The 16428-nt window shown below is 60.7% G+C and carries 13 protein-coding genes; 7 read left to right on the forward strand and 6 right to left on the reverse strand.

Features of this window, described 5'->3' with window-relative positions; genetic code table 11:
* Nucleotides 1–3: 3 nt before the first annotated feature.
* The 6 genes from ccoG to Q0P52_RS06720 all read right to left on the reverse strand — a co-directional run bounded on the left by ccoG (nt 4) and on the right by Q0P52_RS06720 (nt 6939).
* Nucleotides 4–1350 (reverse strand): cytochrome c oxidase accessory protein CcoG, encoded by a 1347-nt coding sequence (gene ccoG, locus Q0P52_RS06695; protein WP_293760075.1) that lies wholly within the window; start codon nt 1348–1350, stop codon nt 4–6.
* 270 nt (nt 1351–1620) lie between these two features.
* Complete coding sequence (locus tag Q0P52_RS06700) at nt 1621–2250, reverse strand: MarC family protein (RefSeq protein ID WP_293760071.1); 630 nt, start codon at nt 2248–2250, stop codon at nt 1621–1623.
* Nucleotides 2251–2433: 183 nt separating this feature from the next.
* Nucleotides 2434–3561 (reverse strand): succinyl-diaminopimelate desuccinylase, encoded by a 1128-nt coding sequence (gene dapE, locus Q0P52_RS06705; RefSeq protein WP_293760069.1) that lies wholly within the window; start codon nt 3559–3561, stop codon nt 2434–2436.
* Nucleotides 3558–3908: an arsenate reductase gene (locus Q0P52_RS06710; RefSeq protein WP_293760067.1), complete on the reverse strand. Its 351-nt coding sequence runs from the start codon at nt 3906–3908 to the stop codon at nt 3558–3560. Before Q0P52_RS06710 ends, dapE begins: the two co-directional genes overlap by 4 nt.
* Nucleotides 3909–3923: 15 nt before the next feature.
* Nucleotides 3924–5081, reverse strand: coding sequence for a PilT/PilU family type 4a pilus ATPase (locus Q0P52_RS06715; RefSeq protein WP_293760065.1), 1158 nt, complete (start codon nt 5079–5081; stop codon nt 3924–3926).
* Between the two features lie 178 nt (nt 5082–5259).
* Complete coding sequence (locus tag Q0P52_RS06720; protein WP_293760358.1) at nt 5260–6939, reverse strand: long-chain-fatty-acid--CoA ligase; 1680 nt, start codon at nt 6937–6939, stop codon at nt 5260–5262.
* A gap of 307 nt (nt 6940–7246) precedes the next feature.
* Between Q0P52_RS06720 and rimP the strand changes: the two genes are divergently transcribed.
* The 7 genes from rimP (at nt 7247) to pnp (ending at nt 16346) form a co-directional block, all read left to right on the forward strand.
* Nucleotides 7247–7672: a ribosome maturation factor RimP gene (gene rimP, locus Q0P52_RS06725; protein WP_293760063.1), complete on the forward strand. Its 426-nt coding sequence runs from the start codon at nt 7247–7249 to the stop codon at nt 7670–7672.
* 59 nt (nt 7673–7731) lie between these two features.
* Nucleotides 7732–9210, forward strand: a complete 1479-nt coding sequence (gene nusA / locus Q0P52_RS06730) for a transcription termination factor NusA (protein WP_293760061.1) — start codon at nt 7732–7734, stop codon at nt 9208–9210.
* A gap of 39 nt (nt 9211–9249) precedes the next feature.
* On the forward strand, nt 9250–12174 hold the full coding sequence (infB, locus tag Q0P52_RS06735; RefSeq protein WP_293760058.1) for a translation initiation factor IF-2: 2925 nt from the start codon (nt 9250–9252) through the stop codon (nt 12172–12174).
* Nucleotides 12175–12306: 132 nt separating this feature from the next.
* Nucleotides 12307–12723, forward strand: coding sequence for a 30S ribosome-binding factor RbfA (gene rbfA / locus Q0P52_RS06740; RefSeq protein WP_293760056.1), 417 nt, complete (start codon nt 12307–12309; stop codon nt 12721–12723).
* Entirely contained in the window at nt 12720–13643 is a 924-nt protein-coding gene (gene truB / locus Q0P52_RS06745) for a tRNA pseudouridine(55) synthase TruB (protein WP_293760054.1), read from the forward strand. Before rbfA ends, truB begins: the two co-directional genes overlap by 4 nt.
* 85 nt (nt 13644–13728) lie before the next feature.
* Nucleotides 13729–13998, forward strand: a complete 270-nt coding sequence (gene rpsO, locus Q0P52_RS06750) for a 30S ribosomal protein S15 (RefSeq protein WP_293760052.1) — start codon at nt 13729–13731, stop codon at nt 13996–13998.
* A gap of 200 nt (nt 13999–14198) precedes the next feature.
* Nucleotides 14199–16346 carry a polyribonucleotide nucleotidyltransferase gene (gene pnp / locus Q0P52_RS06755; protein WP_293760050.1) on the forward strand — a complete coding sequence of 716 codons (2148 nt, stop codon included), beginning with the start codon at nt 14199–14201 and terminating at the stop codon, nt 16344–16346.
* Nucleotides 16347–16428: the final 82 nt, after the last annotated feature.

Here is a 16428-nt window from a genome sequence, read left to right on the forward strand (position 1 = left end):
AAATCATTCGCCGATGAAGCGGCTGCTCTCGCTGAGCACATGGCCGGAGCCATCCAGCGCGCGAATCAGGAAGCGGATATCATGCGCGCCCTTGCCGGCATGCTCGGGCGGTACTTGCACGCTCAGGCCGATGGTCTGCACCTGCGAGGGCGGCAGTTGCACCAGGCCGGCATTGGCGAGCCGGATGCCGGGCAGGCCTTCCACGCTCACTTGCAGTTGCTGGGTGCGATCACTGTTGTTCATCAGTCGCATACTGTAGCTGTTTTCCAGCCAGCCTTCCGCGTTTTCCCGTACAAGGGCTGCGCGATCGCGCAGCACATCTACCCGATAGGGGCTGCGATTAAGGAAGCTGCCGATGGACAGGCCGAGAATGGTCAGCAGCAGGGCGCTGTAAACCAGCACGCGCGGCCGGAGCCAGTGTTGGCCGAAGCCACTGCCGGGCCTAGCAGAGTTCAGCTGGTTTTCGCTGGTGTAACGGATCAGCCCACGCGGCGCTTGCAACTGCTCCATTACTTGATCGCAGGCATCGATGCAGGCGGCGCAGCCGATGCATTCGTATTGCAGGCCGTTGCGGATATCGATGCCGGTGGGGCAGACCTGCACGCAAATGCCGCAGTCGATGCAATGACCAGCCTGTTTGTCCACCTGCTTGCCGCGCGGTTCTCCGCGTTTGGTGTCATAGGAAATGATCAGTGTGTCGGCATCGAACATCGCCCCTTGAAAACGGGCATAGGGGCACATGTGGGTACAGACTTTTTCCCGCAGATGCGTGGCCAGCAAATAGGTAAAGCCGGCGTAGAACAGAATCCAGAAGCTTTCCCAGGGGCCCAGCGCCAGGTGCGCGGCGCGGATGGCCAGATCATTAGCAGGGCTGAAATAGGCTGCCAGCGTAAAACCGGTCCACAAGGAAAACAGCAGCATCAGTCCGTGGGACAGCGCCAGGCGGGCAGCCTTGGCCGCGCTGAGCGGCGCTTGTTGCAGGCGGCGACGCGCCTTGTGGTCGCCCAGCGTCAGCCGTTCTATCCAGATCATGATTTCGGTGTACACGGTTTGCGGACAGGCGTAGCCGCACCACAGCCGACCGGCCAGCGCGGTCCAGAGAAACAATCCCAGCGCGCACACCATCAGCAGCGCCGCCAGATAGACGAAATCCTGCGGCAGGAACTGTGCGCCGAAGACATGGAAGCGGTGGTTGTCCACGTCGAACAGCACGGCTTGCCGGCCATCCCAGCGCAGCCAGGGCAGGCTGAGATAAACCAGTTGGGTAAGGATCACCAGCGCCACGCGCACGGTGTTGAAACGGCCGCTGGTCAGGCGGGGGTGGATCTTGATGGTGCTGACGGTGCTCATGACGACTCCGGCAAAACGGGAATAACCGTGTTTGTACTGCCGGGAATCAGTACAGCCAATGTACAGATGAGCTGCTTTTGAAGATGACAGATCGTCAATATATTGAAATAAAAGGAATTTTCTGTCTGTGTCCGATTTTTCGCGACGGTACAGACGGCGATGCGGCAACAGAAACGGCACAGCGGCCGCAAAAAAGCCTTCGGCCAACATCAGGGTTGGCCGAAGGCGGTAAGCAGAAGCGCGTCAGATAATGATCAGACGAGACGGGTTTTAACGCGACAATTGCGGGAACAGGCGATACAGGCCGTCCACGATGATTTCCACCGATACCGCCGCCAGCAGCATGCCCATGACGCGGTTGACGATATTGATGCCGGTCTGACCCAGCAGGCGGCTGATGGGCGAGGCCATCACCAGTGCGCCGTAACAGGTGATGGCCACCAGCAGACTGCTCACCAGCAGGTACACCACCTGCACCCAGGAGTGGGCGGTTGAGGCGTAAATGATGACGGTGGAAATGGTGCCAGGGCCCGTGAGAAGCGGAATCGCCATCGGCACCACGGCGATATTGGTTTTGGCTTCGGCTTCTTCGCGTTCCACCTTGGTGGTTTTGGTGGGGGCCGGCTTGGCGTTCATCAGTGCGATGGCGATCAGCATGACCAGCAGACCGCCGCCCACCTGGAAGGAGCCGATGCTGATGCCGAGAAAGTGCAGCAAGGTTTCGCCCACCACGGCAAACAGGCACAGCACCACGGCCACGGCGATGGCGGTGGTCTGCGCAATGCGTTTGCGCTCCAGCTGACTGGAGGTGGGCGTCAGGCTGATGAAGATGGGGATGGCGCCCAGCGGGTTCACCAGAACCAGCAGCGCGACGAATATTTTGGCGATTTCCAATTCCATAAGCGGATCATCTTACCTGTGATGTTGGCATGCGGCGTTCAAGGCGGTGACGCGAAGCGCCAGCTTTGCGCCGTGGCGGGTCGGCAAGCCGCCAAATCGCGCCTGTTGGCCGGCGAATGACGCAAAAAAACCGGCGGGAAACCGCCGGTTCCAAGCATAGCCGAATGTGCCGGCCGCCGCCTGTCAGCGCAGCAGCTTTTCTAGCGTCTTGCGGTAGATGGCCGCCAGAGGTTCCAGATGGGCGATTTCCACGCACTCGTTCAGTTTGTGAATGGTGGCGTTGACCGGGCCGAACTCCACCAGCTCCCGCGCGATACGTTTGATGAAGCGGCCATCGGAGGTGCCGCCGGTGGTAGAGAGCGTGGCGGCGACGCCGCATTGCTCGCGAATGGCCTCGGACAGCGCCTCGGTCAGTGCCCCCGGCGCCGTGATGAAAGGCATGCCGGACAGCGCCCAGTGCAGCTCGTAGCCCAGACCGTGCTTGTCCAGAATCGCGTGCACGCGCTCCTTGAGCGACGCCACCGTGCTTTCTGGGCAGAAGCGGAAGTTGAAGCGGATTTCGCACAGGCCGGGAATGATATTAACCGCGCCGGTGCCGGCGTGAATGTTGGACACCTGCCAGCTGGTGGGCGGGAAGAAGTCATTGCCCCGGTCCCATTCCGTGGCGGCCAGTTCGGCCAGCGCCGGCGCCATCAGGTGCACCGGGTTTTTGGCCAGATGCGGGTAGGCGATATGGCCCTGGATGCCGTGGATGAACAGGTGACCGGACAGCGAGCCGCGACGACCGTTCTTGATGGTGTCGCCCAGCTCGGCGTCCGAGGTGGGTTCGCCCACGATGCAGTAGTCGATTTCCTCGCCGCGCGCTTCCAGCACGTCCACCACTTTTACCGAGCCATCCACCGCCACGCCTTCCTCGTCCGAGGTCAGCAGCAGCGATATGCTGCCCGGGTGATCGGGGTGGGTGGCGACAAAGTCCTCGATGGCGGTGACAAAGGCGGCCAGCGATGCCTTCATGTCCGCCGCGCCGCGGCCATACAACAGGCCGTTGCGCTCGCGCGGTTCAAAGGGCGGGGTATGCCACTCGTCCACCGGGCCGCTGGGCACCACATCGGTGTGTCCGGCAAAGCAGAGCAGGGGCTTGCCGCTGCCGCGGCGCGCCCAGAGGTTGTCCACCTCGCCAAAACGCATCGGCTCCAGCGTGAAGCCGAGTTTGGCCAGGCGTTCGGCCAGCAGGGCCTGGCAGCCGGCGTCATGCGGCGTGACGGAGTGGCGCGATACCAGTGCGCGCGTCAGTTCCAATGTGCGGCTCATGCGGAAAAAGCCTCCGCCCACGCGGCTTCGGCAAACCCAACCGATACCTTGCCGGCGTGCTCCAGTACCGGGCGCTTGATGACGGAGGGCTTCTCCAGCATCAGCGCAACGGCGCCGTCCAGCGAGCCGGCGGTGGCTTTTTGCTCATTGCTGAGCGCGCGCCAGGTAGTGCCCTGGCGGTTGACCAGCTTGTCCAGGGGCACGGCGGCGGCCCATTGGCGCAGGCGCTGCTCGTCGATGCCCATTTTCTTGAAGTCGTGGAAAACGTGCTCGATGTGGTGGTCGGCCAGCCACTGGCGGGCCTTCTTGACCGTGTTGCAATTGGGAATGCCGTAAAGAGTCGTCATGCTGTTGTGTGCGGGTTAAACGTCCAGGGTGAATCCGTCGAAACTGGCGGAAGGGTTGGCCGGTTTGGCGGTTTCCGCCGGTCCGGTCTTGGGTTTGTTGTCGTCGTTGCTCTTGCTGTTGGCGTGATTGATCAGCCAGTAGAGGTTGGTGGGCGAGTCGGCGTTTTTCAGCGCGTCGTCCAGCTCCACCACGCCGTCCTGGTAAAGCCTGAACAGCGATTGTTCGAAGGTTTGCGCACCCTCGCTCATACTGTTCTCGATAGCTTCCTTGATCTGGTCCACGTCGCCATTGCGGATCAGCTCGGCAATGTGCGGCGTGTTGATGAGAATTTCCAGCGCCGGAATCTGCTTGCCGTCCTTGGTTGGCACCAGGCGTTGCGAAATCACGGCGCGCAAGGAAACCGACAAATCCATCAGCAAGGCATTGCGGCTTTCGGTGGGGAAGAAGCTGATCACCCGGTTGAGCATGTGATAACTGTTGTTGGCGTGCAGGGTAGTGACGCACAAGTGGCCAGACTGAGCGTAGTTGATGGCGTGCGTCATGGTTTCCGAGTCGCGCACTTCGCCAATCATCAGCACATCCGGCGCTTCGCGCATGGCGTTCTTCAGGGCGTTTTCATAAGAAAAGGTATCCACGCCGATTTCGCGCTGGTTGACGATGGACTTGCCGTGCCGATAGATGAACTCCACTGGGTCTTCCACGGTGAGAATATGCCCGGACTGGGTCTGGTTGCGTTGCTCGAGCAGGGCTGCGACGGTGGAGCTCTTGCCGCTGCCGGTGGCGCCCACCACGATGATGAGCCCGCGTTTTTGCTGGACCAGCGGACGCAGGCTGTCCGGCAGATTGAGTTCGCTCAAGGTGGGAATCTTCGGCCGAATGAAACGCACTACCATGGCCACGGTGCCGCGCTGGCGGAAAATGTTGACGCGATAGTTGCCCAGCCCTTCCACCAGGCGGCCGAAGTTCATTTCCAGCTCGCGTTCGAAGGTGGCGATTTCCTGCTCGTCCATCAGGCTGTAGGCCAGTTGCTTGACGATGTCGGCGCTCAGGGGTTTGTCATTCACCGGCAGGGTGGCGCCGTCGATCTTGATTTGCGGCGGGGCGTCAGCGGTAAAGAAGATATCGCTGGCTTTCTTATCGGCCATCAGTTTGAAAAACGGCAGCATCAGCATGGTTGCGTTCCCGGATCGTAAGTTGGCTAGCTGTAATGTGTACGGCGCCCCGCCGTGCCATATCTTTGTTGAATTTTATTCTGCTGCAATCATAAGCGGGCACGCGGCGCAGGTGAAGCGCCGATTTGTTCGAGGCAAACAAAAAAGCCCGCCGAGGCGGGCTTTTTCAGGCGGCGCGTCAGGCGCTCTTGCCGACTTCCTGATCGCGCAGCGCGCGACGTAGAATCTTGCCGACGTTGGTTTTGGGCAGCTCCTGACGGAACTCCACCATCTTGGGCACCTTGTAGCCGGTGAGATTCTCGCGACAATGATGAATGACGTCCTTCTCGGTAATGGCGGCGTCTTTCTTCACCACGAACACTTTCACCACCTCGCCGGACTTGTCGTCCGGTATGCCGATGCAGGCCACTTCCAGGATGCCGGGCATGGAGGCCACCACGTCTTCCACTTCGTTGGGATAGACGTTGAAGCCGGACACCAGAATCATGTCCTTCTTGCGGTCCACCAGCTTGACGAAGCCTTCCGGCGTCACCATGGCCATGTCGCCGGTGGCGAGGAAGCCCTTGTCGTCGATCACCTTGGCGGTTTCATCGGGGCGGTTCCAATAGCCCTTCATTACCTGCGGGCCCTTGATGCACAGCTCGCCCTGTTCGCCTTGCGGCAACGCATTGCCTTGCGCATCGCGGATTTCGATGTCGGTGGAAGGCACCGGTACGCCGATGGTGCCGTTGTATTCGGTGATGGACAGGGGGTTGATGCAGGCGGCCGGGCTGGTTTCAGTCAGGCCGTAGGCTTCGGCCAAGGTGACGCCGGTGACTTGCTTCCATTTGTCCGCCACCGCTTTTTGCACCGCCATGCCGCCGCCCAGCGCCAGGCGCCAGGTGGAAAAGTCCACCGTAGCGAATTCGGGGTTGTTCAGCAGCGCGTTGAAGAGGGTGTTGACGCCGGTCATCGCGGTGATCTTGTATTTCTTGATCTCCTTGATGAAGCCGGGGATGTCGCGCGGGTTGGTGATCAGCACATTCAAGGCACCAAGCTCGGTGAACACCATCAGGTTGGCCGTCAGCGAGAAGATATGGTAAAGCGGCAGGGCGGTGATGATCACTTCCTGGCCCTCGCGCACTACCGGCTTCACCCAGGCCCCGGCTTGCAGCATGTTGGCGAGGATGTTGCGATGCAGTAGCATGGCGCCCTTGGAGACGCCCGTGGTGCCGCCAGTGTATTGCAGGAAAGCGATATCGTCATGGCCAAGCGCAACCGGGCGGAAGGTATGGCCCGCGCCGGCGGAAAGCGCGTCGTTGAAGCGGGTGTGGCCGGGGATATTCCAGGCCGGCACCATCTTCTTGATCTTGCGCACCACGAAATTCACCAGCATGCCCTTGGGGAAGCCCAGCAGGTCGCCGATGGAGGCGATCACGACATTGCGCACCTTGGTGCGGGCCAGTACGTCTTCCAGTACGTTGGCGAAGTTTTCGAGGATGACGATGGTTTCCGCGCCGGCATCGTTGAGCTGGTGCTCAAGTTCGCGCGGGGTATAGAGCGGATTCACGTTCACCACCGTGCAGCCGGCGCGCAGCGCGCCGAATACGGCGATGGGGTACTGCAGCACATTGGGCATCATCACCGCGACGCGGTCGCCCTTGTTCAGCTTGAGGGTGTTTTGCAGGTAGGAGGCGAAACGGGTGGCCAGTTCATCCAGCTCCCCGTAGCTGAGCACCTTGTCCATGTTCGCCATCGCCGGGCGATCGCGGAATTTCTTGGCGCTGCGGTCAAACACTTCAACGATCGACTGGAACTGGTTGATGTCGATCTCGTGAGCCACCCCGGGCTGGTAATTCTTAAGCCACACCTTTTCCATATATAAAGGTTTCTCCATCGTGCTGGTTCGAGAGTGCCGCGCTGACTCCATGCTGCAGCGAGCGTCTTCGGTTTTGTATCTATCTATGGTTGCCGCGGCCTTGCGCCGCGCCATGTTGTGCCGGTCTGTCGCCGGGTGGGGCTTAATGTACAGGAAGCGAAATGCTCCTGCAAAGAATCGGCGCGGACAGGTGGCCGCGACCAGCTTGGGGGCTTGACAGTGCCGGTTTTCTTTTTTAACGGAATGGGTTACAATCTCGCCGTTTAGGGATGGGCGTTTCGCCCATTTTTTATTTGTGGAAAAAGCAATGGATGTTCGTTTGCTGCTTGAAAACACCCTGCCGGGTCTCGGCTATGAGCTGGTCGATTTTGAAATGACCCAGGGTGGCGGTTTTCGTGTGTTTCTGGACAAGCCCGGTGGCATCACCGTGGAAGACTGCGTTCTGGTGAGCAATCACCTGACGCGCCTCTTCATGGTTGAAAACGTCGACTACGAGCGACTGGAAGTCTCTTCCCCCGGCCTTGATCGCCCTCTGAAGAAAGAGGCCGATTTCGTGCGTTTCGCCGGCAAGCTGGCCAAGATCAAGACGCGCATGCCCATCGAGCAGCAAAAGAAGTTTGCCGGTCGTCTCGCCGGGGTCGAAGAAGGCTCCGTGAAGCTGGAAGTGGATGGCCGCATCGTGGTGATTCCGTTCGCCAACATCGACAAAGCCAGGCTCGAGCCTGAGTTTTGACGCATTGAAGTTGGCGCGGCCCTGGTGCCACGCAAAAGGACAAAAATTCGGAGGAATGCATGAGTCGCGAGATTTTGCTGCTGGTTGATGCCCTGGCGAGCGAGAAGAATGTCAGCAAGGATGTGGTGTTTACCGCTCTGGAATTGGCGCTTGCTTCTGCCACTAAAAAGAAGTTTGCCGATGACGGCATGGACGTACGCGTCGAGATTGATCGCCATACCGGCCAGTATCAGACTTTCCGCCGCTGGACGGTGGTGCAGAACGAACTGATCGAGGACGAAAGCCGCGAACTGACCGTCACCGACGCGCAGGATCAGGACCCGAATCTGGTTGTTGGTTCCGTAATCGAAGAGCCGATGGAAGCGGTTGAATTTGGCCGTATCGGCGCTCAGACCGCCAAACAGGTGATTTTGCAGCGCATCCGCGACGCAGAGCGCGAACAGCTGCTCAACGAATTCCTGCAGCGTCGCGAACATCTGGTGACCGGCACCATCAAGCGCATCGAGCGGGGCAACGCCATCATCGAATGCGGCAAGCTGGAAGCCGTGCTGCCGCGCGATCAGATGATTCCGAAGGAAAACCTGCGCGTGGGAGACCGCGTCAAGGCCTTCCTGCTGCGCATCGACCGTCTGGGTCGCGGCCCGCAGCTGGTGCTGTCCCGCACTTCGTCGGACTTCCTGATCAAGCTGTTCGAGATGGAAGTGCCGGAAATCGAAGAGGGCATGCTGGAGATCAAGGAAGCTGTCCGCGACCCTGGCCTGCGCGCCAAGATTGCAGTAAAAGCGAACGATGCGCGCATCGATCCGCAAGGCACCTGCATCGGCATGCGCGGCTCCCGCGTTCAGGCTGTAACGCAGGAGTTGGCTGGCGAACGCGTTGATATCGTATTGTGGGCGCCGGAACCGGCCCAGTTCGTGATCAACGCGCTGTCGCCGGCTGAAGTCAATCGCATCATGATCGACGAAGACAATCACAGCATGGATGTGGTGGTGGAAGAGGACCAACTGGCCCTTGCCATCGGTCGCAGTGGTCAGAACGTGAAACTGGCCGCCGAACTGACCGGCTGGTACCTCAACATCATGACCGTTGGCGAAGCGGAAGAGAAGCACCAGGCGGAAGACGAAGCGTTGCGCAACCTGTTCGTGACCCATCTGGGCGTTGACGAGACCGTTGCGGCCCTTCTGGTGCAGGAAGGTTTCGCTACGCTGGAAGAGGTTGCTTATGTGCCGATCGCCGAAATGCTGGAGATCGACGGTTTTGACGAAGGTATGGTCAACGAGCTGCGCAGTCGCGCTCGCGACGCCATCCTGACCCAGGCCATTGCGTCCGAAGAGAAAGTCGAAGGCGTTTCCGAAGACCTGAAGGATATCGAGGGTCTGGATGCCGAGCTGGTGCGCAAGTTGGCCGAAAACGGTGTTTCCACTCGCGATGATCTGGCCGACCTGGCTGTGGACGATCTGGTGGAAATGACCGGCATGGAAGCTGAAGCTGCACGAGCCATCATCATGAAGGCGCGCGAACACTGGTTTAACCAGTAAGGCTTCTTCGGGAAGTATTTACGGAATTTGGGAAGACGCATGGTATTGACGAATGTAAAACAGTTTGCCGGTGAGCTTAACCTCTCCCCTGAACGATTGCTGGAACAGCTTCGTGCGGCGGGGGTGGCCAAGCGCGCGCCGGAAGATACACTCTCCGAGCAGGATAAATCCCAGCTTCTTGACTACCTGAAGCGTTCGCATGGCGCCCGTGACGAATCTCGCATCACGGTGACTCGCAAGTCCACCAGCGAAATCCGCACGGCGGGTGGCACGGTGACCGTGGAGACGCGCAAGCGTCGCGTGGTCCGTCCGGAAGACATGCCGGCTGCGCCTGTGGCCGCAGAGCCGGTCGCCGCGCCCGAGGTGAAAGAGGCGGTCAAGCCGGAATCGGCGCCGCAAGCCGCGCCGAAGGTGGAGGTCAAGCCGGAAGTGAAGCCCGAGCCGAAAAAGGTCGAGGAGCCCAAGGTGGAATCCAAGCCCGAGCCGAAGGTGGAAGCGCCCAAGGCTGAGCCCGTCAAGGCGGAGCCGGTCAAGGAAGCCGCTCCTGCCAAGGTAGAGCCGCCGGCGCGCACGGTTGCCTCCATCCTGTCGCCGGAAGAAGTGGCGGCTCGAGAGGCGGAAGAAAAGCGTCAGGCTGCCTTCCGTGCCCGTCAGGAAGCGCTGATGCGCGAAAAGATCGAACGCGAAGAGCGCCGTCAGGCCGCGCGCCAGGCTGCTCAGCAGCAAGCTGCCGCCCCGGTACGTCCGCCGGAACCGCCGAAGCCTGCCGCGGCTGAACCGCGCGCAGCCGATGGTCGCCGCGACGAGCGTCGCCCGGACGATCGTGGTCCGCGCAGTGCCGATGGCCGTGGCCCACGCCCGGCCGGTTCGGGCGATCGCGGCCCGCGTCCGGCTGGTGATCGTGGCCCGCGTCCAGCAGGTGCCGGTGATCGTGGCCCGCGCCCGGCTGGCGCTGGTGACCGTGGTCCGCGTCCGGCAGCTGCCGGTGCGCCAGGCGCGCCTGCCGTGCCAGCGACCGTTGCCGGTCGTCCGGATGCTAAGAAGGGCGGCGCCAAGAAGGGCGGCGATCGTTGGGAAGAAGGCAAGAAGGGCGGCCGTGGTCTGAAGACCAAGGGCGGCGATGCCGGCAACGATTGGAAGTCCCGTGGCGGCAAGGGTAAGCACAAGGGCAATAACCAGCACGCCTTCCAGGCTCCGACCGAGCCGATCGTGCATGAGGTGCTGGTGCCGGAAACCATCTCCGTGGCCGATCTGGCTCACAAGATGGCCGTGAAGGCCGTCGAGGTGATCAAGACTCTGATGAAGATGGGCATGATGGTGACCATCAACCAGGTGCTGGACCAGGAAACCGCCATGATCGTGGTGGAAGAAATGGGCCACAAGCCGATGGCTGCGCAGGCGGACGATCCGGAAGCCTACCTGGATAAGACCGAGGGCGAGAGCGAAGTGGCCATGCTGCCGCGTCCGCCGGTGGTGACTGTGATGGGTCACGTTGACCACGGCAAGACCTCGCTGCTGGACTACATTCGCCGTGCCAAGGTGGCGGCAGGCGAAGCTGGCGGCATTACCCAGCACATCGGTGCTTACCATGTGGAAACCCCGCGCGGCATGATCACCTTCCTGGATACCCCGGGTCACGAGGCGTTTACCGCCATGCGTGCCCGCGGAGCCAAGGCGACCGACATCGTGGTGCTGGTGGTGGCTGCCGACGACGGCGTGATGCCGCAAACCATTGAAGCCATTCACCATGCCAAGGCTGCAGGCGTGCCGATGGTGGTGGCGGTGAACAAGATCGACAAGCAGGGTGCTAACGTAGAGCGCATCCGTCAGGAACTGGTGTCTCATGAGGTGGTGCCGGAAGACTGGGGCGGCGACACGCAGTTCATCGAGGTGTCCGCCAAGATGGGCATCAATATCGACGGTCTGCTGGAAGCCATCCTGCTGCAAGCCGAAGTGCTGGAGCTGCACGCTCCGGTGGATACGCCTGCCAAGGGCATTATCGTGGAAGCGCGCCTCGACAAGGGTCGCGGTCCGGTGGCTACCTTGCTGGTGCAGTCCGGCACCCTGCGCAAGGGCGACATCGTATTGGCTGGCACGGCTTTCGGCCGTGTTCGCGCCATGATGGACGAAAACGGCAAGCCGATCGACGAAGCCGGCCCGGCTATCCCGGTGGAAATTCTGGGTCTGTCCGACGTGCCGCAAGCTGGTGAGGACACCATGGTGCTGGCCGACGAGAAGAAGGCGCGTGAAATCGCCTTGTTCCGCGCGGGCAAGTTCCGTGATGTGCGCCTGGCCAAGCAGCAGGCCGCCAAGCTGGAAAACATGTTCGCCCAGATGGCCGAAGGCGAGGTGCAAACCCTCTCCATCATCATCAAGGCCGACGTGCAAGGCTCCTACGAAGCCCTGGCTACCAGTCTGCAGAAGCTCTCCACCGATGAAGTGCGCGTCAGCATCCTGCACTCCGGCGTGGGGGGCATCTCCGAATCGGACATCAACCTGGCCATCGCCTCCAAGGCCATCGTTATCGGTTTCAACACCCGCTCCGACGCGGCTGCGCGCAAGTTGGCCGAAAGCGAAGGCGTGGACATCCGTTACTACAGCATCATTTACGATGCCGTGGACGAGGTGAAGGCGGCGCTGTCCGGCATGCTGGCTCCGGAGAAGAAGGAACAAGTGATCGGCACGGTGGAAATCCGCCAGGTGATCAGTGTTTCCAAGGTGGGCAACATCGCTGGTTGTATGGTGACGGACGGCATGATCAAGCGCAGCGCGTCTGTCCGCCTGATCCGCAACAACGTCGTGGTCCATACTGGCGAACTGGAGTCCCTCAAGCGCTTCAAGGACGACGTGAAGGAAGTGAAGCAAGGCTACGAATGTGGCTTGATGCTGAAGAACTTCAACGACATCCAGGAAGGCGACCAGCTGGAAGCATTTGAAGTGGTGGAAGTGGCTCGCTCTCTGTAAGCGGTCATTCCCGGGCGAGCAGCGACGGCACCCCGTCCCTGCTCGCCTTTTTGTATTTTGCGGGCGGCCCAATGCGCCACGCCGACAAACGGCGGCGATCGGGTTGCCGACACAAGCGACAGGAAGGCAACCATGGCCAAAGCCAGAAAAGGTTTCTCCCGGTCCGACCGCATTGCTGAGCAGATTCAGCGCGAGTTGGCCGAAATGACCCGCAAGGGTTTGAAAGATCCGCGCGCCGGCTGGATTACCATTACCGCCGTGCATGTAACCCGCGACTACTCGCACGCCAAGGTGTATTACACCGTGATGGACGACAAGACCCGTGCCGTGACGCAGGAAGCGCTGGACGATTCCGCGGGCTATCTGCGCAGCGAGCTGGGTCGCGCGATCAAGATTTTCAGCATTCCCCAATTGCATTTCGTTTATGACGAATCCGTCGAGCGCGGCATGCACATGACCAGCTTGCTGGGCCAGGTGGCGCGCGAAGATGCTGAGCGCTTTGGCGATCTGCAGGAAGGCGATGCGCCGGAGCAGGGCGAGGACGCATGAGCAAGCCGCGCAGCAACCGGCGCCCGATAGATGGCGTGCTGCTGATCGACAAGCCCTACGACATCTCCAGCAACAATGCGCTGCAAAAGGCGCGCTGGTTGCTCAATGCTGCCAAGGCGGGGCATACCGGCGTGCTGGATCCGCTGGCCACCGGCTTGCTGCCGATGTGCTTCGGCGAAGCCACCAAGTTTTCCTCTTTCCTGCTGGATGCTGACAAAGGCTATCGCGCGACGGTGCGTTTTGGTCGCACCACGACGACGGGCGATATCGAGGGTGACGTACTGCGCGAGCGCGCAGTGCTGTTTGACGAAGCGCGCTTGCGCCAGGTAATGGCCGGTTTCGTTGGCGAAATCCAGCAGGTGCCGCCGATGTATTCCGCGCTCAAGCATCAAGGCAAGCCGCTGTACGAATATGCGCGCGAGGGCATCGTCATTGAGCGCGAGCCGCGCGCCATCACCGTCCGTTCGCTTGAACTGATCAGCTTTGACGGTCAGGAGGCGGTGATGGATGTGTTGTGCAGCAAGGGCACGTATGTGCGCACGCTGGCCGAAGACATTGGCGAAGCGTTGGACGCTGGCGCGCACCTGACCGGTTTGCGTCGCAACGCCACTGGCGGCTTTCGTCTGGAAGAGGCTCATCAACTGGCGGATATGGAAGCTATGACCATGCCCGAGCGCGAGGCTTTGCTGCTGCCGCCTGATGTGCTGGTGCGACACCTTGAAGCCGTTTATCTGCCAGAGGCGGACGCGGGGCGTTTCATGCATGGTCAAGCCGTGCGTTTTCCCTCAAAGTGTGAGAGAATGCTGCGTTTTCGCGTTTACAGCGATGTGACGCGAGAATTCTTGGGGTTGGCCGAGGTGCGCGACGAAGGTCTGTTGCACCCCGTAAGGCTCCTGGCCGTCAAATCGGCGGCCGCTTGAATGAAGTGCGGATGGGTTGGCTTGCCTGCTCGCTGCACTCGACGGGTCGCAAGGCCCTAACCTGATGATTTCGGAGTAATTCCACATGGCAATGACCGCCGCCCAAAAAGCAGACATCGTTAAAGACTTCCAACGCGCGGAAGGCGATACCGGTTCGTCCGAAGTGCAAGTTGCACTGCTGACTGCTCGTATCAACGATCTGACCCCGCACTTCAAGGCCAACACCAAAGACCACCACAGCCGTCGTGGCCTGCTGAAGCTGGTGAGCCGCCGCCGTCGCCTGCTTGACTACCTCAAGCGCACCGACGCCGACAGCTACCGCGCCCTGATTGCCCGTCTGGGTCTGCGCAAGTAATTGGTTCAGGTTTGGAAAAGTCGCAGCTTGCTGCGACTTTTTCACGCTGGCGTGCCGCCAGCCTTTCAAGCATCTGCTGTACTACTGTAGCAACGGGGGGAGCCTCTAGAAATTCCGATCTGAATCGTGGTCTGAATTTTTAGGGGTTCCCGTTGTGTTTTCAGCGTGATGATCTGTTTCTCTCGCAAAAGGGATACCCTGTGTTCAATAAAATCACCAAGTCTTTCCAGTACGGCCGCCATACCGTCACCCTGGAAACCGGCGAAGTCGCTCGTCAGGCTTCCGGTTCCATCGTTGTTTCCGTTGAAGATACCGTTGTTCTGGTGACCGTGGTCGGCGGCAAGTCCGTCAAGCCGGGCCAGGACTTCTTCCCGCTGACCGTGGACTACCTCGAGCGCACCTACGCCGCCGGCAAGATCCCGGGCGGCTTCTTCAAGCGCGAAGGCAAACAGTCTGAAAAAGAAGTGCTGACCAGCCGCCTGATCGATCGCCCGATCCGTCCGCTGTTCCCCGAAGGCTTCTACCATGACGTGCAGATCGTCGCTACCGTGCTGTCGTTGAATCCGGAAGTGGACTCCGACATCCCGGCAATGATCGGCGCTTCCGCTGCGCTGGCCATCTCCGGCCTGCCGTTCGCCGGCCCGATCGGCGCGGCCCGCGTGGGTTACGCCAACGGCGAATACATCCTGAACCCGACCAAGACCGAACTGCAAACTTCCCAGATGGATCTGGTGGTTGCCGGTACCGAGCGCGCCGTGCTGATGGTGGAGTCCGAAGCCAAGGAGCTGCCGGAAGCGGTGATGCTGGGCGCCGTGGTGTTTGGTCACGACCAGATGCAAGCCGCCATCAAGGCCATCAACGAACTGGCCGACGAAGTAAACCCGGTGATGTTCGACTGGTCCGCTCCGGCCAAGGACGAAGCGCTGATCGCTCAAATTCGCGAAGTGGCCGGCGAAAAGCTGGCTGCCGCCTTCCGTCTGCGTCAGAAGCAAGCTCGCACCGTTGCCATCAACGAAGCCTGGGATGCCGTCAAGGCCGCGCTGATCAATGAAGAAACCGACACGCTGAAGGCCAACGAAATCAAGGGCATCTTCAAGGGTCTGGAAGCGGAAATCGTGCGTGGTCAGATTCTGGCCGGCGAATCCCGCATCGACGGTCGCGACACCCGCACCGTGCGCCCGATCAGCATCCGCAGCAACGTCCTGCCGCGTACCCACGGTTCCGCGCTGTTCACCCGCGGCGAAACCCAGGCCATGGTGGTCACCACGCTGGGCACCAAGCAAGATGAGCAGATCATCGACGCACTGGCTGGCGAGTACACCGAACGCTTCATGCTGCACTACAATTTCCCGCCGTACTCCACCGGCGAAGCCGGCCGCATGGGCCCCCCGAAGCGCCGTGAAATCGGCCACGGTCGTCTGGCCAAGCGCGCGCTGGTAGCCGTGCTGCCGCCGGAAACCGAATTCGGTTACTCCATGCGCGTGGTGTCGGAAATCACCGAATCCAACGGTTCCTCCTCCATGGCTTCCGTCTGCGGCGGCTGCTTGTCTCTGCTGTCCGCCGGCGTTCCGCTGAAGGCGCACGTGGCTGGCATCGCCATGGGTCTGATCTTGGAAGGCAACCGCTTTGCCGTGCTGACAGACATCCTGGGCGATGAAGATCATCTGGGCGACATGGACTTCAAGGTAGCCGGTACCGCCGAAGGCGTGACCGCGCTGCAGATGGACATCAAGATCCAGGGTATCACCAAGGAAATCATGCAGGTGGCGCTGGAGCAGGCCAAGGAAGGCCGTATGCACATTCTGGGTCTGATGCGCGATGCCGTTGACGGTCCGCAAGAGCTGTCGGCTCATGCTCCGCGTCTGCACGTGATGAAGATCAATCCGGACAAGATCCGCGACGTGATCGGCAAGGGCGGTGAAACCATTCGCTCCATCACCAAGGATACCGGCACCGAGATCGACATCCAGGAAGACGGCACCATCACCATCGCTTCCGTTTCCAGCGAAGGCGCTGAAGCGGCCAAGAAGCGCATTGAGGAAATCACCGTCGAAGTGGAAGTGGGCAAGGTTTACGAAGGCACCGTGGTCAAGATTCTCGACAACAACGTTGGCGCGATCGTTTCCATCCTGCCGGGCAAGGATGGCCTGGTGCACATCTCCCAGATCGCCAACGAGCGTATCAAGAATGTGTCCGACCACCTGAAGGAAGGCCAAGTCGTCAAGGTCAAGGCCATTGAAATGGACGATCGCGGTCGCATCCGCCTGTCCATTAAGGCCTTGCTGGAAGACGAGTCCAAAGTGGCTCGCGAAACCGCAGACTCCTTCGGTCTGAAGACCCAGCAGTAAGCTCCGGCCATTTGGTGGAGTCAGAAAAAGCCCGCGTTGAGCGGGCTTTTTCTTTTGCTGATTTGAGAAATGTCACTGCGGG

It is taken from the genome of uncultured Aquitalea sp., assembly GCF_945957525.1.
Taxonomy (GTDB): domain Bacteria; phylum Pseudomonadota; class Gammaproteobacteria; order Burkholderiales; family Chromobacteriaceae; genus Aquitalea.